Source organism: Serratia surfactantfaciens (genome assembly GCF_001642805.2).
Classification (GTDB): Bacteria; Pseudomonadota; Gammaproteobacteria; order Enterobacterales; family Enterobacteriaceae; genus Serratia; species Serratia surfactantfaciens.
In genome coordinates this window covers 3,018,387-3,039,215 of sequence record NZ_CP016948.1, presented here as the reverse complement: position 1 = coordinate 3,039,215, position 20,829 = coordinate 3,018,387, and the positions used below count along the sequence as shown (strand labels likewise).

Genomic DNA, 20,829 nt, shown 5'->3' with positions numbered 1-20,829 from the left:
GTATCTACTTTATCGATGGAATCTATTTTTAATCTACCCAAAAAAGCGATGATAATCACCTGGCTTTCGCAACAACTGTCGAATAAAAGGTGATGTATGCAACTGCAAAACAAGTCTCTCATTGAACGTATCGTCCACGCCGTCGGTTTCGAGGCCATCGCCGTGATGGTTTGCGCCCCGCTGGGCGCGTGGCTGCTCAACCGCTCAATGGTGCAGGTCGGTGCGTTGGCGGTGATGCTCTCCACCGTCGCGATGCTGTGGAACATGGTTTACAACACGGTGTTCGACCGTCTGTGGCCGGTCAGCCGGGTGGTGCGTAACCTGAAAGTGCGTGCGCTGCACGCCGTCGGCTTTGAGGCCGGTTTTATCCTGATCGGGGTGCCGATCGCCGCCTGGATGCTGAGCATTTCCTGGGGGCAGGCGTTTATGCTGGAAATCGGTTTCTTCCTGTTCTTCCTGCCGTACACCATGGCCTACAACTGGCTGTACGACACGCTGCGCCAGCGCTGGTTTGAAGCGCGCCAGCCGATCAATTCCGGCGCCAAATAAGGCGTCGTCAGCCCGGCGATTCTCAGGTAAGGTCAGAGGATCGTCGGAAAATGCTGAGGAACGAATGATGAAAGTGTTGGGCTTGCTGGGCGGCATGAGCTGGGAATCCACCATTCCTTATTACCGCACTATCAACGAGCAGGTAAAGGCGCGCCTCGGCGGGCTGCATTCGGCCAAAATCGTGCTCTATAGCGTCGATTTTCAGGAGGTTGAACGCTTGCAGCACCAGGGCGATTGGGACGGTGCCGGCCGGCTGCTGGCCGCCGCTGCCGTGGCTTTGCGCGCCGCCGGCGCCGAAGCTATCGTGATCTGCACCAACACCATGCACAAGGTGGCGGAGGCGGTCGAGCAGGCCAGCGGCCTGCCGCTGATTCATATCGCCGATGCCACGGCGCTGCAGGTGCGGGAAAAAAACATTCGCCGCGTCGGGCTGCTGGGCACGCGCTTTACCATGGAGCAGACCTTCTACCGCGGCCGCCTGCAGGAGTTGCAAGGCATCGACGTAGTGACGCCGGTCAGCGCCGATCGCGACATCGTACACCGCATCATCTATGACGAACTGTGCCTGGGTAAAATTCGCGACGCCTCGCGCGACGAGTATCGCCGGATCATCAGCGATCTGGAGCAGCAGGGCGCACAGGGGATTATTTTCGGCTGCACCGAAATAGGCTTGCTGGTGAGCGAGCGGGATGCGTCGGTGCCGGTGTTCGACACCACCGCGATCCACGCCCGTGCCGCCGCGGCGTTCGCGCTGGCCTAATCGTCGTGCGGCGGCCGCCGGCGGTTCACCAGCATCAGCGGTTTGCCCGCCAGCGCCAGCCAGGCGGGCAGCATCACGATGCACAGCACCGGCAGCAGGTGCAGATCCGGCACCACCGCCACCGCCATGAACAGGCTGAGCCAGCCGTCGCGCGTCACCACCAGCACCAGCCCCATGATGGCGCAGGAGACGGTGATCGCCGCCGGCACCGCCGGCACATGCTGGTGCAGCATCAGCCCCAGCGCCACGCCGACGAACACCGCCGGGAAGATGCGCCCGCCGCGAAAGCCACAGGCGGCGGCGATCACCAGCGCCGCCAGCTTGGTCAGGGTAATGGTCAACAGCGCCGGCACCGAATAGCCATCGTCTTGCGCGAGGCGCTTCATTTCATCCAGCCCTTTGAACAGGGTAATCTCTCCGCCCACCAGCGCCAGCAGGCCCAGCACAAAGCCCCCCAGCCCTAACATCAACACCGGGTTCTTTATCGAATGGAACAGGCGGTGAACGTGCGGGAAGCACCACAGCGCCACCATGCCGAGTGCGATGGCGATCAGCGCCACGATGGCGCCGCTGAAGATGTCCGGCAGCCGCGTTACATCGTAGGCGTCGAGCTGCAGGGCGAAGCTGGGCACGAAGAACATCTGGGTGGTGACCGCGCCGGCGGCGGCGGCGACCAGCGGGGCAAACAGCCGATCCCACAGCGGCGTTTCGTTATTGCCCGCCAGGGTTTGCGAGAAGATCAGCGCGGCGGCGACCGGGGTGCCGAACATCGCACCGATGGTGCCCGCAGCCGCCAGGATGATCCAGTCCATGCGCGGCACCTTCGGCAGCAGGCGCGCCCCAGCCGCCGCGACCAGCGCGATATTGATGGCGGTGATCGGGTTCTCCGGCCCCAGGCTGACGCCGCCGGCCAGGCCGACGATCAGCGCCAACCCCAGCCCCGGCAGGGCGGAAAGCGGCAGCGGCAGCGGCATGCCGATCAGTGATTCCGTCGCCGGATCCGGCCCGGCGTGGCCCGGCATATAGCGCACGATCAGGCCCACCGCCACGCCGGTCAGCGTCAGCATCGCGACCGGCCACCAGGGCGACTGGGCGTCCAGGCTCAGCATATCGGGCAGCGTCACCCACAGCCATTGCTGCAGTGTGGCGGCGACGTTCATCACCAACAGCAGCACCAGACTGGATGCGGAACCGATAATCAGCGCAGGCAAAGCAAAGGCCAACATGGCATTGGCGCGCGGATGCAGCATGGGTATTCCCTTGTCGATGCCTCCATGCCGGGCAAGGAGAGCGGGTGATTGGACAGTGGCCACAGCTTGCCAGACTATCGGCGTGCAGGCACGCACTGATATTGCCCGGCGTCGATGACGGTTAACAGTCGCCGGGGGGCGTTTTTTGCCGCAATTTGTTTCAAAACGCGGCGTGGCGGGCAAGCTGAAACGTTTTTTGTGATCCGGATCGCTATTGGGGCGCAGATCCGAGGCGGGTGATTGTTGTTTTTGCGGCAGGATTTTACAGTGTGGGCAGCTGTTTATTTTTCATTTTACGGAGACGAAATCAATGACCTATGCCCTCGTAGGTGATGTTGGCGGCACCAATGCCCGCCTGGCGTTGTGCACTGTTGCGACGGGTGAGATTACCCAGGCGAAAACCTATTCCGGCCTGGAGTTCGACAGCCTGGAGGCGGTGATCCGCCACTACCTGAAAGAGTGCGATATCGAGGTGCAGGACGCCTGTATCGCCATCGCCTGCCCGGTGACCGAAGACTGGGTGGCGATGACCAACCACAGCTGGGCGTTCTCGATCAAAGCGATGAAGGCCAGCCTGGGGCTGAGTCATCTGGAGGTGATCAATGATTTCACCGCCGTCTCGATGGCGATCCCGATGCTCTCGCCGGACGACGTGCTGCAGTTTGGCGGCGGCGAGGCTCAGCCGGGCAAACCGATCGCAGTGTACGGCGCCGGCACCGGGCTGGGCGTTGCCCATTTGGTGCAGGTCGATCGCCGCTGGGTCAGCTTGCCGGGCGAGGGCGGCCATGTCGATTTCGCGCCGAACAGCGAAGAAGAGGACATTATTCTGGAGGTGCTGCGCGCGGAAGTGGGGCACGTTTCCGCCGAGCGCGTGTTGTCCGGGCCGGGCCTGGTCAACCTTTATCGCGCCATCGTCAAGGCGGACAACCGCCTGCCGGAAAAGCTGGAGCCGAAGGACATCACCGAGCGGGCGTTGGCCGACAGCTGCATCGACAGCCGCCGTGCGCTGTCGCTGTTTTGCGTGATCATGGGGCGCTTCGGCGGCAACCTGGCGCTGACTCTGGGCACCTTTGGCGGCGTGTACATCGCCGGCGGCATCGTGCCGCGCTTTATGGAATTCTTCAAGGCTTCGGGCTTCCGCGCCGCCTTTGAAGACAAGGGGCGCTTCCGCGACTATGTGCGCGACATCCCGGTGTTCATGATCACGCATGGCCAACCGGGCCTGCTGGGAGCCGGCGCGCATCTGCGCCAGACGCTGGGCATGCAGCTGTAAGCTCTGCGGCAGAACAATAAAAAGGGGCGCAACCCACAGGTTGCGCCCCTTGTCGTTTTCGCGGGGATCAGGCTTTGGCCAGCTCCGCCGCCTGTGCGGTTTCTTCGGTTTCCACTTCCACTGCTTTCGGCGCTTTGATGAACAGCGTAATCAGCAGGGAGGCGGCGGACAGGACGCCAATCACCATGAAGGTGGCGTGGAAGCCGCCGAAGTATTTGGCGACGAACGAACCGGCCAGCGCGCCCAGGCCGAAGCCCTGGTAGATGATGCCGTAGTTCTTGCTGTGGTTTTTCAGGCCGAAGAAGTCGCCGACAATCGCCGGGAACACGGTGATGTTGCCGCCGAAGCAGAAGGCTACTGCACCGACGCAGATGAAGAACAGCGTGTGGTTCAGCGTCATGAAGCTCAGTGCGACAATCGCCAGCACGGTAACCAGCATGGTGAAGCTGATGACGCGCATACGGCCCACTTTATCGGACAGCGTGCCCAGGATGATGCGGCCGGCGGTGTTGAAGATAGCGACGGCGGATACGGTGTTGGCGGCGGTAGCCAAGTCCATCCCGGCCAGCTGAACGCCCATGTCTTTCACGATGCCGATCAGGTACAGACCGCTCATGCAGGCAGCGAAGAAGATGGTGAACAGCAGGTAGGCTTCTTTGGTGGCCAGCATCTGGCGCACGCTGAAGTCGTTGCCCAGGCCGTTGGCGCCTTGCTGTGCGGTGCGGGTCGCCAGCACCGGCTCTTTCAGCAGCAGCGAACCGACGACGATCAGGCCCATCACGATGACACCCCAGTAGAAGAAGGCGCCGGAAACGCCGACGTCGGCGATCAGGGCGGCGTTGACGTATTTGAACAGCAGGCTGCCGCTGCCGAAGGCACCGACGGAGATGCCGGAAATCAGGCCTTTGTTGGCCGGGAACCACTTAATCAGGTTGGACAGGGTGGAGATGTAGGCGATACCGACCGCAAAGCCCACCACTACGCCGGCCAGCAGGTAGATCATGTCGAGCGAGCTGACGTGGGCGCTGGCGATAAGGCCCAGGCCGACCAGAATGCCGGCACACAGCGTCAGGTTGCGGATGCCGAAACGCTCTTGCAGTTTGCCGGCGAACAGCGTGGCGAAGGCCAGGAAGAAGCTGGTGATGGAGAAGGTGGTGGCGACGTCCGCCAGCCCCCAATGGAACTTGTCGACCAGCGGCTGGTTGAACAGGCTCCAGGTGTAGATGGTGCCCAGACCCATCTGACAGATGATGGTGCCGAGAACGATTAAGCTGCGATTTGCCGGTTTGGTGTTCATGGCCGGTCTCCTTCCTGTGTGTGCGTTGCCGGGCGTGAGCCGCTGGCTGAAATTTGCGGGGTGAATCAACGTTCCCGCGGTATGGGCTTATTATATGGCCGGCTCTCCCGGTGGACGGCGGATCGGGAATGAGTTGCACGACGGAAGGAATGAAATGCATTTTATGCGGCGTGAGTTGCCGTTTTTGCGCCGAAAAGCGCGTGAAATGCCGCGGGTGACACGTGATCTACATCAAAGATATCAACGATTTATTGTTAATCGCCGGTGAACGATTGTGGTGAAATTGTGAAGGATGCGTCTGAAAGGCGTAAATCGGCATTGCGCCTATAGAGCGGCGGTGAGCGCGGGACTATGTTATCTGCGATCGGACAAGGTCCGTTCTGCAGGAGTCCATGAAATGAAAAAAACGCTGTTGTTACTGGCTGCGCTGTTGGCGCTGCCGCTGGCGAGCCAGGCCGATGTGTCCATCGGCGTGAACGTGCCGGGCCTGTCGTTGCATATCGGCGATCGCGACAATCGCGGCCACTACTGGGACGGCTATCGCTGGCGCGATCCGCGCTGGTGGGCCGATCACCACCGGTATGAACGCCCGCGCGGTTACTACTATGGCCCGCCGCCACGGGTGATCTACTACGGGCCGCCGCCGCGCGACTGGCGCGATCGGCCGCATTACCGCATGCCGCCACCGCCGCCGCCGGGCTATTACTACCGTCCGGGCCCGCGCTGGTAAGCGCTTACAGGCGCATCAGCTTGCGGAACTCTTTCACCTTGCTGCGGCTGACCGGCACTTCAAACTCGAGATCGCTCAGCCGCAGAATGTAGGTATTGTTGAACCAGGGGACGATCTCGCGGATCTTCGCCAGGTTAACGCAGTAAGAGCGGTGGCAGCGGAAGAAATGCTCTTCCGGCAGCCGGCCGTAAAACTCGGTGATGTTCATCGGCATCACGAACTCTTCCCGGCGGGTATAGACCCGCGTCACCTTTTCATCGGCGGCGGCGTAATAGATATCGTTGATGTCGGTAACGATGATCCGCTCGTCTTTGATCAGGTTGATGCTGTGGCTGCCGCGGCTTGGCGCGCTGGCCGGCTCGGCCGCGCCGGCGGGGCGTTGATGCAATGCCTCCAGCTTTTGCAGCATGGTGACGATGCGCGCTTCGTGATAAGGCTTGAGGATATAGTCGAACGCCTCTATCTCGAAGGCTTCCACCGCGTGCTCTTTATAGGCGGTGATGAACACGATCGACGGCCGATGGGCGAACTTGCTGATGTTTTGCGCCAGCAGCACGCCGTCCAGGGACGGGATGTTGATGTCGAGAAAAATGGCGTCGACCTGGTGCGTCTGCAGGTATTTGAGGACATCGAGGCCATCCTCAAAGGTGGCGACGATATCGATGTTGCTGTGTTTCTTGATCAGGTAGCTGAGTTCTTCCTGCGCGAGGAATTCGTCTTCCACGATAATGGCTTTCATGAGGCCTCCCCGATCGGCGGCGCGCTCGGTTCCTGATGCAGTTTGCCGCCGTTTTTGCTGATGTAAAACGCGATTTCGGTGCCCGGTTCCAGGCGGCGAATATGCAAGCCTTCACCGTACAGCAACGACACGCGATGATGCACGTTGAGCAGGCCGATATTGTGGCCCGGCATCTCGTTGCGCGCCACCCGGTCGATGGTGTCCTGGTTGATGCCGTGGCCGGTGTCCTTCACCGAAATTTTCACCCGGTCGCCCTGATCTTTCACCGCGATCACCACCACCCCTTTCCCCTTGCAGGGCTGGATGCCGTGCACGATGGCGTTCTCCACCAGCGGCTGGATCAGCAGGCTTGGAATGCGCACCGAGACGTCGTCGTCGATGTCGTAAATCACCGTCAGCTTGGCGCCGAAGCGCGCCTGTTCGATGGCGATATAGTCCTGAATCTGGTGCAGTTCCTTGCGGATATCGATCAGCTCGTCGTTCAGCTCCAGGTTGTAGCGCAGGTAGCGCGACAGGTTGATGATCAGCTGGCGCGCGGTGTCCGGATTCAGCCGGATAGAGGAAGAGATGGCGTTCAGCGCGTTGAACAGGAAGTGCGGGTTAATTTTGCTCTGCAGCGCGCGCATTTCGGCCTTGTCCGCCATCTGGCGCAGGTGCTCGATGCGGGAAACCTCCATCTGCGTGGAGATGATTTGCGACAGCCCGACCGCCATCACCTTCAGCGTGTTGGTGATCTGGTGGGCGTGGCAGTAGTAAATCTTCAGCGCGCCGGTCACTTCGCCTTTTTCCCACAGCGGCACCACCAGCTGCGAATGGATCTGCGGCGCGGCCGGGTTTTCCAGGTTGTTCTTGATGATGATTTTGCCGTGGCGAATGCTTTCGCGGGTGACGCGGCTCAACCCTTCGCGGCCGATCGGGTAGGCTTCGCGCCCCACGCCAACGTAGGCCAGCACCTGATGGGTATCGGTGATCGCCACCGCATCGGCGCGGATGTCCTGGCGGATGATATCGCAGATGGTGGCCAGCGATTCGCTGTTGATATTGCGGAAATAGGGCAGCGTCTTGTGGGCGATATCCAGCGCCAGCTTGGCCTGACGCGCGGCGATCACCTCTTTTTCATCTTCGACGCTCTGCACCAGCAGCACGATCAGGCCGATGCACACCGTGCCGAGGATCATCGGCAGGGCAATCTGCGACACGATATCCAGCCCGAGCTCGGTCGGTTTGGCCCACAGCACGATCAGCAGCATGGTGAGGGATTCGCACAGCATGCCGCCGACGATGCCGGCGCGCCAGCGCTGCTCTTTTTTCACCTTGAGATTGATGTAGCCGGCGCTGATGCCGGCGATGATGCTGGTGATAAGGCAGGGCACCGAGGTGATGCCGCCGATGTCGATCAGGTAGCGGTGCACACCGGCGATGATGCCGGTGACGATCCCCACCCAGGGGCCGAACAGGATGCCGCCGGCCATGATGGCGATGACGCGCACGTTGACCAGCGATCCCTCAACGTTGATGCCGGAATAGGTGCTGAACAGCGCAAACAGTGAGAAGATCGCCGTGACGATGCCGAGTTCGAGCGGCGTATGATCTTCTTTTTGCAGCAGTTGGCGGAACAGCCGGGTGCGGGTCAGGAAAAACAGACAGATCAACATCAGCGCGGCGCGATCAAACACCGCCAACAGCATTTCAAAAAAAGGGTGCACGACGGGTTCTCGCTGCGGCCTACGGATGGCGGCAGTATACCACAGCGAGAAAGGCCCGTGGCTCAGGCCGGCGGTCAGCGCATGCCGAGCTGCGTTTTGCCCAGCGGCGTCAGCAGATCGGCGGTGGCGCGGCCGTCAAAATCCACTTCGAAGTCGTCGGGAGCGAAGTCCGGCGGCGTTCTGCCGTCGATAAAGCTCGGCAGTTGGCGCTGCAGGTAGGCGTCGTTTTTCGCGCAGCCCGGTGCGGCGGCGATGTACATCACGTTGCTGTCGAACTTGCCGTTATGCTCGTTCTCCACCGCGTGGATCACGTCGCAATGCCAAAATACCGTGTCGCCCGGCTCTAGGTCGGGAATAGGGGAAATCCCACTTAATAAAAGGGGATGCCATTTTTCCGAGATCGACAGCGCGCGGCCCGGCGCCGCATCGCACAGATCGTCGTCGGCGACGTCGTCCTGCAGCGCGCGCAGCAGCACGTAGGCCATGGCGTTGGCGATCGGCACCAGGTTCAGCGTGCCGGCGTTGGTGCGCTGCGGCGTCAGCGCCGTCCAGCCCTGGAAGGTGCGGAACATCGAGCAGACCGCCGGGGAGGCTATCTCGCGCACCTCGGTGCGGCCGTCGGCGGCGAAGGGGTCGTACTGTTGCCAGTCGCCGGAGAACACGTGGCGATACACATAGCGGAAGTTTTCGTCCAGCCAGCGCTCGATGGTGCCGCTGTCGACGTGCGGCGACAGGCCCAGCGACGAGGAGTTCGGCGGGCGGCGGCGGGTGCGATCGGCGTAGGTGGCGACGCGGGTCGGATCGAAATGCTGTTTGCCGTTGCTCTCGGTGGCCCACAGGCTGTTGAGGAACACCTGCACTGCGTGCATGCGCGCATCCTGCCGCGCTTCAACCTGCGGTTTCGACCAATAGATGCCGTAAATTTGCGGCTTGCTGGCGGCCAGCTTGCCGAAATAGTTGTCTTCGGCGGCGTTTTTCAACCGCTCGACGAAGTTGTTGCGCTCGAGGTAGTCGCCGATTTCGCGATTCCAGCCCTCGGCTTTGGCGCGCGGAAACACGCCGCGAATGGCGCAGGCGCCGCGCTGCTTGATCAGCGCTATGTGCTGCTCGCTGACGCGTTGCTGCAGGATATCTTCCGCGTCGATCTGCGGCACCGGATTGTGGCCGGCGGCCAGCTCGCGTCGGATCTGTTCGACTTGGCCGCGGATGTTCTCTTCCAGCGCCTGAAAGACTTCGCGGTAGTTCGGCAATGCCTGGCGCAGCTGGCGCTTGACGTTAACAATCGCCTGCGGAATATCGTCGATGACTAAAGAGGCCATAGTGTTCTCCTGGTGCCGCGTGAGTGACTGCGGCGGGCAGTTGTAGGGAATCGGGCAAGACGTTATGGTTTTGTGGTTTTAACGTGAATGATTATCGGCAACCAATCGGGGAAAATAAAGAGATATCTTTCATTCGTAAGTTCCTCTTTTTCGTTTTTCGGAGATTTTATGAAGCTGGTCACTGAACGTCTGCACTTACAGTCGATAACCGCCGAGGACTGGCCGCTGTTTCTGCGCCTTTACCAGGATCCTGAGGTGATCCGCTATATCGCCGATCCGCTCAGCGAAGCGGCGATCCGCGAGCGTTTCGACGCGCGGCTGCCGGCCTGGGACAAACACGGCGATCAGTGGCTGTGCCTGGTGATGCGTGAGAAGCACAGCGGGGAGGCGGTGGGCATTACCGGCTTTCGCCCGCAGTGGCTGCCGTATCGGCAAGCGGAGGTGGGATACGGCAGTTTGCCTGCCGGGCAGGGCAAGGGCTATGGCAAGGAGTCGCTGCGGGCGGTGCTGGATTTTGCGGTGAACGCCTGCGGTTTTCACAAGCTGACCGCTACCGTGACCTCCGGCAACCTCGCCTCGCGCGGTCTGCTGGAGTCGTGCGGTTTTCAGCTGGAAGGCACGCTGCGCGATAACTTCCGCCTGGCGGGAGAGTGGCGAGACGACTGGCTGTTCGGGCTGCTGGCGGCGGAGTTTCAGGGCGGCAAATAAAAATATCGCGCCGGGTATCGACAAGCTCGTCGGCGCTGCGCTATGTTCGATATTCGGTCAGTTCGCTGGCCAGCGTCGCTCGGACGGTCCGGGCGCTAACGTTTATCGAGGAATCCCCTATGGCTGATAACAGTCCACAGCGCCGTTTCACGCGCATTGAACGCCTTCCCCCTTACGTATTCAACATCACCGCCGAACTGAAGATGGCCGCACGCCGTCGCGGCGAGGATATTATCGACTTCAGCATGGGTAACCCCGACGGCCCGACTCCGCCGCACATCGTGGAAAAACTGTGCGCCGTCGCCCAGCGCGACGACACCCACGGTTACTCCACCTCGCGTGGCATTCCGCGCCTGCGCCGCGCCATCTCGCGCTGGTATGCCGATCGTTATCAGGTGGATATCGATCCGGAAAGCGAAGCCATCGTCACCATCGGTTCGAAAGAGGGGCTGGCGCACCTGATGCTGGCGACCCTCGATCACGGCGATACCGTGCTGGTGCCGAACCCCAGCTACCCGATCCACATTTACGGCGCGGTGATCGCCGGCGCACAGGTGCGTTCGGTGCCGTTGGTGGACGGCGTGGATTTCTTCGGTGAGCTGGAGCGCGCCATTCGGGAAACCATTCCGCGTCCGAAAATGATGATCCTCGGCTTCCCGTCCAACCCGACCGCGCAGTGCGTGGAGCTGGATTTCTTCGAACGGGTGGTGGCGCTGGCCAAGCAGTACAACGTGCTGGTGATCCACGATCTGGCCTATGCCGACATCGTCTATGACGGCTGGAAAGCGCCGTCGATCATGCAGGTGCCGGGGGCGAAAGACATTGCGGTGGAGTTCTTCACCCTGTCGAAAAGCTACAACATGGCCGGCTGGCGCATCGGTTTCATGGTCGGTAACCCCGAGCTGGTCAGCGCGTTGGCGCGCATCAAAAGTTATCACGACTACGGCACCTTCACGCCGCTGCAGGTGGCGGCCATCGCCGCGCTGGAAGGCGATCAGCAGTGCGTGCGCGATATCGCCGAACAGTATCGGCAGCGCCGCAACGTGCTGGTGAAGGGGCTGCATGAGACCGGCTGGATGGTGGAAAATCCGAAGGCGTCGATGTACGTGTGGGCGAAAATTCCCGAACCTTATGCCCACCTCGGCTCGCTGGAGTTCGCCAAGCGTCTGCTGGCGGAAGCGAAGGTTTGCGTCTCACCGGGCATCGGCTTCGGCGATTACGGCGATACTCATGTGCGTTTCGCGCTGATCGAGAATCAGGACCGTATTCGTCAGGCGGTGCGCGGCATCAAGGCGATGTTCCGCGCAGACGGACTGCTGAAGCCGGGCAAAGGCGGCGGCGCCAAATAATCCCGTCAGGCCGGGCGCCCGCCCGGCCTTATTTTTTTCCGACCCAAGGTTTTCTTCATTATTTCCCCATTATGCTCGACTACGCTGAGTTTTATTTTTTGGACAGAGTGTATGAGCAACCGCTACGCGCGATCGCAAATCGTTTTACATTGGCTGACGTTGCTGATGGTGATCCTCACCTATGCGGCGATGTTGCTGAAGGATTCGGTGCCGGACGAGTGGGCGCCGATGGTCAAAAATCTGCACTTTAACTTTGGGGTGTCGGTCTTTGCCCTGATGCTGATTCGATTGGCGGTGCGCACCTTTCACGCGGCGCCGCCGACCACGCCACCGTTGGCCGAATGGCAGGAAGTGGGCGCCAAGATCTTCCATTGGCTGCTGTACGTAGTGTTCTTGATGTTGCCGCTGCTGGGGATGTTAACCCTAGCCTACGGCGGAAAATCGTGGACGTTGCTGGGATGGCCGGTACCGCAATGGGTGACGCCGGATCCGGTGATGCGCAAGTTGGTCAAAACGGTGCATGAGACGTTGGCCAACATCGGCTACTTTATCATTGGCGCGCATGCGCTGGCGGCGCTGTATCACCACTACCTGCGTAAGGACGACACCTTGCGCCGCATGATGCCGGGAAAATAATCGTAGACTGAAACGACAAAGGGACGCTTGCGCGTCCCTTTGGCTGTATTCCTGGTCAGGCAACCATCAACATGAAGGTGCCAACCCAGGCAACCAGCATGAATGACACGCCCATCAAAAAATATTTCACTGAACAACTCCTGTCTGGAGTCCTCGCCAGCAATGATCCCGATTGTTGTGCTGAGTATTTTATGGGCAACCAGCTTGTCGGGCGGGTTCTTCCAAGCGAAAGAACAACGTCCTCGAGCGCGGGTTGTCCGGTTGTCGCGCCTCATGCTCCGTGAGGTAAAATCTGAACCGCGACAGGATCGGCGCTAATGTACTCTCAATACTGGTCTGATTTCAATACTGTGTTTTTGATCACAATTTTTGGCTGTTTTTTGACCTGCCTGTGCTGTTTTATAACGCTTTTCATCGGCAAGCGACAGGAAGTAGCCCGCCGTGGCGGGCTGCAAAATCGGGGGGTGGCAATGCGGTGGCAGGCGCTCAGGCGAGGGCGTTGATGCCGGTCACCAAAATGGCCCAAAAAACGAGACAAGACAGCAGAATAACGGCCCAAATATGACGGCGACTCCACTCCATTTTTAGCCTTCGTTGTTGCGACAAGTGATTAGGTAACGATCACATCGGCGCCAACTGGGGAAAATTTAGCCCTTGCGGATAATATTTTGCTTACCTGCAGCTAACTTATTGGCAAACTTCGCTTATTGTCACGCGCACTTCATAGCCCAACAGATACAGCGCCTGTTCCAGCGCTTCAACCTTCGAGGCGTAGCCGATATCCAGCAACCGCTCCATTTGCCCGCCGTTGAATCCCAGCTGGCGCGCCAGCGCCGCTTTGCCGATGTTTTTGCGCAGCATGGCGTTGTGCAGCTCGATCTTCAGCGCCACCAGCGCCGGCAGGTGTACCCTCAAGTCATCGGTTTGCAGAGGGGAAGGGGCGGGCAGGGGCAGCCCTTCGTCCATCGCGGCGGCGATGGCGGCCAGCAGGCTTTCCTGCGCTTCCAGCTCGATGTCTTCGCGTTTATAGCAGGCCGATTGCCACTCGGGGAAGTCGTGGAAACCGATCTGCCAGGCGTCGCTGTCGCGGTCGAAGAGGTAATGGGCGGGGTAGTGGCTGAACATGGCGATCCCTGATGAAAATCTGAATGAGGCGCTATTGTGACGGCATGTCCGGGAGATAGCCAGCAGGAACGTAGCCGTAGGGGAATTTAAATTGAAAGCAATAATTATTAGCAGGCAAATTTAATTTTCTGGTGAGCAATATTCTTATTATTTTTGCCGGCAAGAAAGATTATTTAATTAGTCACTTGGATTAATAACCCTGTCGATGGGTGATAATGATAATTAAAATCAAATATCACACCGGTTTTTATACAATTTCACATGGTAGAGTGAAAGTAAGAATATTGATTATGATATAAATTTATGTTTATGATTTTTATGGGTTTAATTTTTATTATTTCACTTATTAACAATTGTGAAATTCCATTTTTATTCAGATATCACCTGGCTGCGGTATTCATCGGCAGATTTATAAAATACTCTTTTTAGGCAAAGGCGCATTCGATTCTATTTAAGCGTGCGCCAGACAGAAATATTCATTACTCCATGCTTATTACCCGACGGCCTTAGCCGATTTTTCGGGTGCCTGCTCGCATTTCCACTTTGCCAGGACAGCAGCTCACGGATTAAAGGAATGCCTCGTGCCTAAAGTTAACTCGCGTTCATTACGCTTTACCGAACGCCACGCCACCAAATATGCGGCGTCATTGCTGTTTATCGGTTTATCCCTGCCGGCCGCCGCGCTGGCGGATGAACGCTATGACGCACTGATCCGTCAGGCCAGGTCGGGTGATACCGCGCCGGTGCTGGCGTATTTATCGCAGCGGCGCGCTCGGGAGGGGTTGAGCCTGCAGCAGCGAGCCGATTATATCCAGGTGGCCGGCTGGGCCGGCCACGATGAAGAGGTGGTCGCGCTTTGGCGTGCCGACGGCGCCGCGCTGCAGCGGGATAGCGCCAGTCTGGCGACGGCGGCCCGCGCCTATCGCAACCTGAAGCAGTGGCAACCGTCGCTGCGCCTGTGGCGTGCGGCGTTGCAGCTCGCTCCCGCCGACGGCGGTCTGCAGCGCGGCTATGTGATGACGCTGGCGGATGCCGGGCAGGATGTGCAGGCGCAAACGGAAGCAGCAAAAGCGGAGAAGCTGCTGGAGCCGGCAACGTGGTATCTGACGCGCGCCTATGTGGACCAGACCGCCGGCCGCAGCTGGGCGGCGCTGGAAAACGTTACCCATGCCCGTGCGCTGACGCCGTCCGACACCGGAATTCAGGCTTATTACGTGACGCTGCTGGCGGCGAATCGGGTTGCGGATCCGGCACTGCGTGAAAGCCAGGGGCTGACATTGCCGCCCGTGCAGCAGCGGCGCCTGCAGGCGGATGAAGCCGCCGAGCTGGTGCGGTTGTCGTTTATCGATGCTCGCGGCGAACAGGAACGTTTCGTCATCGCCGATCGCGCGCTGGCGCGCTATGACCAACTGCTGACGCAGTGGCGGCCGCTGCCGGAGGCGCAGGACAGCTATCAACAGGCGCGTATCGATCGCCTTGGCGCGCTGCTGGCGCGTTATCGAATGGCCGACGTGGTGAGCGAGTATCAAACCCTGCAGGCGGAAGGGCGCACGGTGCCGGATTATGCCCAGCGCTGGGCGGCGTCCGCCTACCTCTATCTGCAGCAGCCGGACAAGGCGCAGGCCATTTTCGGCCGCCTGAACGCCGCCGCACCGCAGGCGGTGACCGCCGAAGACGAAACCGATCTGTTTTACGCGCAGGCGGAGAACGAACGCATCGATCAGGCGGCGCTGCTGGCGCAGCGCGTCAGCCAGCGCTATCCCTACGCGACCCGCCTGTACCAGCTGCCGACGCTGGCCTACAACGATGACTGGCTGGTCGGCCAATCGCTGTTGGCGCAGTCGCGGGTTTATCAACGCGATCTGGCCGAGGCCGAACGGCAGCTGACCCATCTGGCGCGCACGGCGCCGGGCAATCAGGGTCTGCGCATCTCCTTGGCCAGCGTTTATTTGGCGCGCGGCTGGCCGCGCCGCGCGGAGGAGGAGCTGAAGCAGGTGGAAGGGCTGGAGCCGCGCAGCCTGCCGTTGGAGATCCAGCAGGGCTATGTCGCTCAGGAGTTGCAGGCGTGGCGGCAGCTCGATTTGCTGGCCGACGATGTCATCCAGCGCGCGCCGGAAAGCGTCGCCGCTCAGCAGCTCGAGCGTTCGCGCCGCATTCACCACATGTCTGAACTGCGCATCAGCGGCAATCAGGGCATCGATTCAGACGGGCCGGTCAGCGGCAGCCACGATTTCGGCATTCACGCCGCGCTCTATTCACCGCCGATCGACGACAACTGGCGGCTGTTCACCGGCTGGGGATTCAACACCGGCCAGTTCGAGGAGGGCAAGGGCATCAATCGCGATCTCAGCGCCGGCGCCGAGTGGCGCTCGCGCGATCTGTGGCTGGAGGCCGAGGTGGCCAACCGCAACTACGGCCACGGCAATGAGCTCGGCCTGCGTCTCTCATCCTGGTATGACCTGAATGATCAATGGCGCCTCGGCGGTTCGGTGGCGCGGCTGTCGGCCGAGACGCCGCTGCGTGCGTTGACCAACGGCATCAGCGCCAACGGCGGTAACCTGTGGCTGCGTTGGCAGCAGAACGAAAGCCGCGAGCTGCGTGCCAGCGTGGCGCCTTCGCACTTCTCGGACGGCAACAACCGGCTGGAATACGGCCTAGAAGGGCGGCAACGGCTGCTCGCCGGCGCCCGCTATCGGCTGGACATGAACCTGACGCTGTCCGGCAGTCGCAACAGCCAGGAGAACGTGCCGTATTACAACCCGAAGCGCGACTTCACGCTGCTGCCGTCGTTAACGCTCGATCACACTCTGTATCGCCATTATCAGACCGAGTGGAGCCAGCAGTTCCAGGCCGGTGCCGGCAGCTATTGGCAGCGGGACTATGCGCGCAAGCCGATCACCCAGTTGGGTTACGGCCAGCGCATCAGCTGGAACGGGGTGTTGGACGCCGGCGCGATGCTGCAGTTTGAGAAGCATCCGTACGACGGCAAACGCGAGCGGAACATCGGCGTGACGTTTGATCTGAATTATCGTTTTTAAAGGAATAATCATGCTTATTCGATCCTCGCTTTTCGTGTTGGCCGCGTTGCTGACCACCGCCTGCAGCCAGGTGGACGTGCCGCGCTTCACGCCGCCGGCGGAGCGCCCCGTGGGGCCGATGGAACGCCCGTGGCCGGCCAACCGTTACGCGGTGCTGGCGTATCACGACGTGGAAGACGGCGCGGCGGACCAGCGCTACATGTCGGTGCGCACCAGCGCGCTCAACGAACAGTTCGCCTGGCTGAAGCAAAACGGCTACCAGCCGGTGTCGGTCGAGCAGATCCTGCAGGCGCAAAACGGCGGCCCGGCGTTGCCGAACAAGGCGGTGCTGCTGACCTTCGACGACGGCTACCGCAGCTTCTACAGCCGGGTCTTCCCGCTGCTGAAGGCCTACAACTGGCCGGCGGTGCTGGCGCCGGTCGGCGTCTGGCTGGATGCGCCGGCCGGCAAGCCGGTCGACTTCGGCGGCCTGATGACGCCGCGCGATCGCTTCCTCACCTGGCAGCAGGTGCGGGAGGTGTCGGACTCCGGGCTGGTGGAGATCGGCGCACACACCTACGCGTCGCATTACGGCGGCATCGCCAACCCGCAGGGCAATACCGAACCGGCGGTCGCTAATCGGCTGTATGACGCCAAACAGGGCCGCTACGAAAGCGAGGCGGAATATCGCCAACGTATCGAGAAGGACGTGGCGTTGATAACCCAGCGCATCACCGCCGCCACCGGTAAGGCGCCGCGCGTGTGGGTCTGGCCTTACGGCGCGGCCGGCGGCGTGGCACTGGACATCGCGCGCAAGCACGGTTACCGCATGGCGCTGACGCTGGAGAACGGGCTGGGAGACGTCAACGCGCCTGAGAACGTGCCGCGCATGCTGGTGGCCGGCAATCCGTCGCTGACGAGCTTCGCCCAGCAGCTGACGCAGATACAGAACCGGCAGATCATGCGGGTGGCGCACGTCGATCTCGACTACCTCTACGATCCCGATCCGCAGCAGCAGGCCAAAAACCTCGACAAGTTGATCCAGCGCATCTACGACCTGCGCATCAATACCGTTTTCCTGCAGGCGTTCGCCGATCCAAAAGGCGACGGCAACGTGCGCGAGCTCTATTTCCCCAACCGCTGGCTGCCGATGAAGGCCGACCTGTTCAACCGGGTCTCCTGGCAGCTCTCTTCGCGCACCGGCGTGGCCGTGTATGCCTGGATGCCGGTGCTGGCGTTCGAGCTGGGCTCTGACGTGCCGCGCGTACAGCGCCTCGATCCGCAAAGCGGGCAGCTGTCGGTAGACGACAAGCAGTACCGCCGCCTGTCGCCGTTCAGCGCTGTGGCGCGCCAGCGCATCGGTGAGATCTACGAGGATCTGGCGGCCCACGCCACCTTTAAAGGGATACTGTTCCACGACGATGCCCTGCTGTCGGACTTCGAAGACGCTGGCCCCGACGCCGTTGCGGCCTACCGCCAGGCCGGCTTCGCCGATTCAGTGGCGGCGATACGCCAGGATCCGCAGGCGATGGCGCGCTGGACGCGCTTCAAGAGCCGGGCGCTGATCGCATTTACCCAGTCGCTGACCGAGCGGGTGCGGGCGATCCGCGGCCCGCAGGTGCAAACCGCGCGCAACATCTATGCGATGCCGGTGCTCGATCCTGCCAGCGAAGCCTGGTTCGGCCAGAATCTGGCGGATTTCCTGCAGGCCTACGACTGGGTGGCGCCGATGGCGATGCCGCTGATGGAAAACGTGTCGCGCGCCGACAGCGGCCGCTGGCTGGATCAACTGGTGGGCAAAGTGGCCGTTTACCCCGGCGCGCTCGATAAAACGGTGTTTGAGTTGCAGGCCGTCGACTGGCGCAAGGAGCGCCGGATCAGCCTGGATGACGGTCAACTGCTGGCCGAATGGATGCGTCGCCTGCAGCGCAATGGCGCTCAGAGCTTTGGTTATTACCCCGACAACTTCCTCGACGATCGGCCTAAGCTGGATGCCGTTCGCCCGGTGTTGTCCTCAGCCTGGTTCCCACTGCCATGACCGATCGTTTAATTGCCTTATTTATCCTGTGTCTGGTGTTGAGCGTGCCTTTCGGCATCGTCCTGCTGTTTACTGGCGAAGTGCTGCTCAACTTCGTGTTTTTCTGGCCGCTGTTCATGTCCGGTATCTGGATCGCCGGCGGCATCTATTTCTGGCTGCACCGCGAGCGCCACTGGCGCTGGAGCCCGGACATGCCCGCGCCGGTGCTGCCGGGCAACCCGTCGATCAGCGTGCTGATCCCCTGTTTCAACGAGGGATTGAACGCGCGTGAAACCATTTCGGCGGCGATGGCGCAGCGCTATGAAAATATCGAAGTGATCGCCATCAACGACGGTTCCAGCGATGACACCGCCGAGGTGCTGGATCAGTTGACGCTGGAGTTCCCCCGCCTGCGGGTGATCCATCTGGCGCAAAATCAGGGCAAAGCGATCGCGCTGCAGGCGGGCGCGGCGGCGGCGCGCAGCGAGTTTCTGGTGTGCATCGACGGCGATGCGCTGCTGGATCGCGATGCGGCGGCCTATTTGGTGGCGCCGCTGTTGGCCAATCCGCACGTCGGCGCCGTGACCGGCAACCCGCGCATCCGCACGCGCTCCACGCTGATCGGCCGCATCCAGGTCGGCGAGTTTTCGTCGATCATCGGCCTTATCAAGCGCACGCAGCGCGTCTATGGCCGCCTGTTCACCATTTCCGGCGTGGTGGCCGCGTTTCGTAAGCAAGCGCTTACCGATGTCGGCTACTGGAGCCAGGACATGATCACCGAAGACATCGACATCAGCTGGAAGCTACAGCTCAAGCACTGGGCTATCTTCTTCGAACCGCGGGCGCTGTGCTGGATCCTGATGCCAGAGACCCTGCGAGGGCTGTGGAAGCAGCGCCTGCGCTGGGCGCAGGGCGGCGCCGAGGTGTTTTTAAAGAATCTGCGCAACCTGTGGGCCTGGGAGCACCGGCATATGTGGCTGCTGTTCGCCGAGTATTGCCTTTCTACGTTGTGGGCGTTCACTTACCTGGTCAGCGTGCTGATTTTCCTGGCCGGGCTGGCGGTGCCGCTGCCGGAGGGCATCCGCATTCACTCGTTGCTGACGCCGGCGTTTACCGGCTTGGTGCTGGGCGTGGTGTGCCTGCTGCAGTTCACCGTTAGCCTGCTGCTGGAGAAGCGCTATGAGAAGGGCTTCGGCCGCTCGCTGTTCTGGATCATCTGGTATCCGCTGGTGTATTGGCTGCTCAGCCTGCTGACCACGCTGGTGGCGTTTTCCAAAGTCATGTTGAAAGCTCGGCGCGGGCGTGCGCGCTGGATCAGCCCCGATCGGGGCATTGGGAGGATCAAAGAATGACAGATGTCCTGATTTATTCCGAACGCGGCCTGCTGCCGCGCGTGGTAGACAGCCTGCTGACGCTTTTCGCCTGGTGCGGCTTCCTTTATCTGTTCAGCCGCGGCCTGATGTCGGTGATGGATCAGCACGGGGTGGGTTCTGCCCTGTCGCTGCTGGAGGTGATCTCGCTGTATATCATTGTGGCGTTGTTCAATGCCGTCACGTTGATCGCCTGGGCCAAATACAACCAGTATTTCTCCCGCCGCAGGGCCGCTGGCCGCTGGCGGAAACAGCAACAGAACACCCACATCGGCTATATCACGCCGGAGCTGACCCGGCAGCTGCGGCGTTTGCCGATCGCCGTGGTGTCCCATAACAGCGGCGGCGGCATCAGCCAGGTCAGCGGCAGGCTGACGGCGGCCGAACCGGCAGCGAACAAGGTGGTGCAGCTGCGTTAGTCGTCAGCGTTGCCGTCCGGCTTGCGGCGCAGCCCGTCGGGCGGCAACAGCAGGGCGCAGATCATCCCCGCCAGACTGAACAGCGGCAGCCAGCGGGCCACCGGGCCAGGGGAGTAATTGTTCAGCACCGAACACACATAGCACGCCACGGCCAGCGCCCAACCGGGCAGACCGATATCGTTGAACCGGAACGCGGTTTTGGCCATGAACCACGTCACCAGACCGAAGCAGAACAGCGCCCACACCATAATGCACAGCAGATACAGCAGCACCGCGACGAATTCGGCGGTATCGCTGTGTGCATGGGCGCGAAAATGATTTTTGTCCAGATAGGTCGACAGAAACGACAGCAGCGCGATGCCGATGGCGAAGATGGCCAGCGAAAAAATAAAGGTTTTGCGCGAGACGCGCCCACGATAGAGGCCTTTAGCGAGTTGTCCGAGAGATTCCATAACAGTCCGTTGTCGCGATAATGGCGATGAATCGCCGTCTGGCGGTAAGCAGGGCAAACAGCGGGGCATTTTATCCGGGTAACCGGGAGCGTCAAGGTGATAATTATTATCAT

The 20,829-nt window shown here is 61.0% G+C and carries 19 protein-coding genes; 11 read left to right on the top strand and 8 right to left on the bottom strand.

Features of this window, described 5'->3' with window-relative positions:
* The first annotated feature begins 96 nt into the window (after positions 1–96).
* Positions 97–549 carry a multidrug/biocide efflux PACE transporter gene (locus tag ATE40_RS14275; RefSeq protein WP_019453822.1) on the top strand — a complete coding sequence of 151 codons (453 nt, stop codon included), beginning with the start codon at positions 97–99 and terminating at the stop codon, positions 547–549.
* 67 nt (positions 550–616) lie between these two features.
* Positions 617–1,309 (top strand): aspartate/glutamate racemase family protein, encoded by a 693-nt coding sequence (locus ATE40_RS14270; RefSeq protein WP_063919816.1) that lies wholly within the window; start codon positions 617–619, stop codon positions 1,307–1,309.
* Here ATE40_RS14270 and ATE40_RS14265 read toward each other — a convergent pair.
* The gene (locus ATE40_RS14265) at positions 1,306–2,559 is read right to left on the bottom strand and encodes an ion channel protein (protein ID WP_063919815.1); all 1,254 of its coding nucleotides are present in this window, start codon (positions 2,557–2,559) and stop codon (positions 1,306–1,308) included. The two genes, ATE40_RS14270 and ATE40_RS14265, sit on opposite strands and share 4 nt — an antisense overlap.
* A gap of 310 nt (positions 2,560–2,869) precedes the next feature.
* Here ATE40_RS14265 and glk point away from each other — a divergent pair, with 310 nt between their 5' ends.
* Positions 2,870–3,832 (top strand): glucokinase, encoded by a 963-nt coding sequence (gene glk / locus ATE40_RS14260; protein WP_063919814.1) that lies wholly within the window; start codon positions 2,870–2,872, stop codon positions 3,830–3,832.
* A 67-nt stretch (positions 3,833–3,899) separates the two neighbouring features.
* On the opposite strand, the gene ATE40_RS14255 is transcribed toward glk, so the two are convergent.
* A complete protein-coding gene (locus tag ATE40_RS14255) occupies positions 3,900–5,129 on the bottom strand; it encodes an L-lactate MFS transporter (RefSeq protein ID WP_019453818.1) in 1,230 nt (409 codons plus the stop codon).
* Between the two features lie 397 nt (positions 5,130–5,526).
* On the opposite strand from ATE40_RS14255, the gene ATE40_RS14250 reads away from it, so the two are divergent.
* Positions 5,527–5,859 carry a DUF2502 domain-containing protein gene (locus tag ATE40_RS14250; RefSeq protein ID WP_019453817.1) on the top strand — a complete coding sequence of 111 codons (333 nt, stop codon included), beginning with the start codon at positions 5,527–5,529 and terminating at the stop codon, positions 5,857–5,859.
* Positions 5,860–5,863: 4 nt separating this feature from the next.
* Here the strand turns inward: ATE40_RS14250 and ATE40_RS14245 are convergent, their stop codons facing one another.
* From ATE40_RS14245 to ATE40_RS14235, 3 genes are all read right to left on the bottom strand, one after another.
* The gene (locus ATE40_RS14245; RefSeq protein WP_019453816.1) at positions 5,864–6,598 is read right to left on the bottom strand and encodes a LytR/AlgR family response regulator transcription factor; all 735 of its coding nucleotides are present in this window, start codon (positions 6,596–6,598) and stop codon (positions 5,864–5,866) included.
* Positions 6,595–8,286 (bottom strand): sensor histidine kinase, encoded by a 1,692-nt coding sequence (locus ATE40_RS14240; protein WP_063919813.1) that lies wholly within the window; start codon positions 8,284–8,286, stop codon positions 6,595–6,597. The genes ATE40_RS14245 and ATE40_RS14240 overlap by 4 nt, the downstream gene beginning before the upstream one ends.
* A 92-nt stretch (positions 8,287–8,378) precedes the next feature.
* Positions 8,379–9,623: a DUF1479 domain-containing protein gene (locus ATE40_RS14235; RefSeq protein ID WP_063919812.1), complete on the bottom strand. Its 1,245-nt coding sequence runs from the start codon at positions 9,621–9,623 to the stop codon at positions 8,379–8,381.
* 168 nt (positions 9,624–9,791) lie between these two features.
* On the opposite strand from ATE40_RS14235, the gene ATE40_RS14230 reads away from it, so the two are divergent.
* From ATE40_RS14230 to ATE40_RS14220, 3 genes are all read left to right on the top strand, one after another.
* Positions 9,792–10,331: a GNAT family N-acetyltransferase gene (locus ATE40_RS14230; protein WP_019453813.1), complete on the top strand. Its 540-nt coding sequence runs from the start codon at positions 9,792–9,794 to the stop codon at positions 10,329–10,331.
* A 119-nt stretch (positions 10,332–10,450) separates the two neighbouring features.
* Positions 10,451–11,680: an alanine transaminase gene (gene alaC, locus ATE40_RS14225; protein WP_063919811.1), complete on the top strand. Its 1,230-nt coding sequence runs from the start codon at positions 10,451–10,453 to the stop codon at positions 11,678–11,680.
* A gap of 111 nt (positions 11,681–11,791) precedes the next feature.
* On the top strand, positions 11,792–12,316 hold the full coding sequence (locus ATE40_RS14220; RefSeq protein ID WP_019453811.1) for a cytochrome b: 525 nt from the start codon (positions 11,792–11,794) through the stop codon (positions 12,314–12,316).
* A gap of 55 nt (positions 12,317–12,371) precedes the next feature.
* On the opposite strand, the gene ypdK is transcribed toward ATE40_RS14220, so the two are convergent.
* Both ypdK and ATE40_RS14215 read right to left on the bottom strand, forming a co-directional pair.
* The gene (ypdK, locus tag ATE40_RS24745; RefSeq protein WP_099782600.1) at positions 12,372–12,446 is read right to left on the bottom strand and encodes a membrane protein YpdK; all 75 of its coding nucleotides are present in this window, start codon (positions 12,444–12,446) and stop codon (positions 12,372–12,374) included.
* A 557-nt stretch (positions 12,447–13,003) separates the two neighbouring features.
* Complete coding sequence (locus tag ATE40_RS14215; protein ID WP_019453810.1) at positions 13,004–13,441, bottom strand: type II toxin-antitoxin system HicB family antitoxin; 438 nt, start codon at positions 13,439–13,441, stop codon at positions 13,004–13,006.
* A 581-nt stretch (positions 13,442–14,022) separates the two neighbouring features.
* On the opposite strand from ATE40_RS14215, the gene pgaA reads away from it, so the two are divergent.
* The 4 genes from pgaA to pgaD are packed head-to-tail and all read left to right on the top strand — an operon-like array spanning position 14,023 to position 20,264.
* Positions 14,023–16,479, top strand: a complete 2,457-nt coding sequence (gene pgaA, locus ATE40_RS14210) for a poly-beta-1,6 N-acetyl-D-glucosamine export porin PgaA (protein WP_071892027.1) — start codon at positions 14,023–14,025, stop codon at positions 16,477–16,479.
* A 10-nt stretch (positions 16,480–16,489) separates the two neighbouring features.
* On the top strand, positions 16,490–18,496 hold the full coding sequence (pgaB, locus tag ATE40_RS14205; protein ID WP_063919810.1) for a poly-beta-1,6-N-acetyl-D-glucosamine N-deacetylase PgaB: 2,007 nt from the start codon (positions 16,490–16,492) through the stop codon (positions 18,494–18,496).
* Positions 18,493–19,827, top strand: a complete 1,335-nt coding sequence (gene pgaC / locus ATE40_RS14200; protein WP_063919809.1) for a poly-beta-1,6-N-acetyl-D-glucosamine synthase — start codon at positions 18,493–18,495, stop codon at positions 19,825–19,827. The genes pgaB and pgaC overlap by 4 nt, the downstream gene beginning before the upstream one ends.
* Positions 19,824–20,264 (top strand): poly-beta-1,6-N-acetyl-D-glucosamine biosynthesis protein PgaD, encoded by a 441-nt coding sequence (pgaD, locus tag ATE40_RS14195; protein WP_019453806.1) that lies wholly within the window; start codon positions 19,824–19,826, stop codon positions 20,262–20,264. Before pgaC ends, pgaD begins: the two co-directional genes overlap by 4 nt.
* Here pgaD and ATE40_RS14190 read toward each other — a convergent pair.
* Positions 20,261–20,716 carry a DUF805 domain-containing protein gene (locus tag ATE40_RS14190; RefSeq protein ID WP_063919808.1) on the bottom strand — a complete coding sequence of 152 codons (456 nt, stop codon included), beginning with the start codon at positions 20,714–20,716 and terminating at the stop codon, positions 20,261–20,263. The genes pgaD and ATE40_RS14190 overlap by 4 nt on opposite strands.
* Positions 20,717–20,829: the final 113 nt, after the last annotated feature.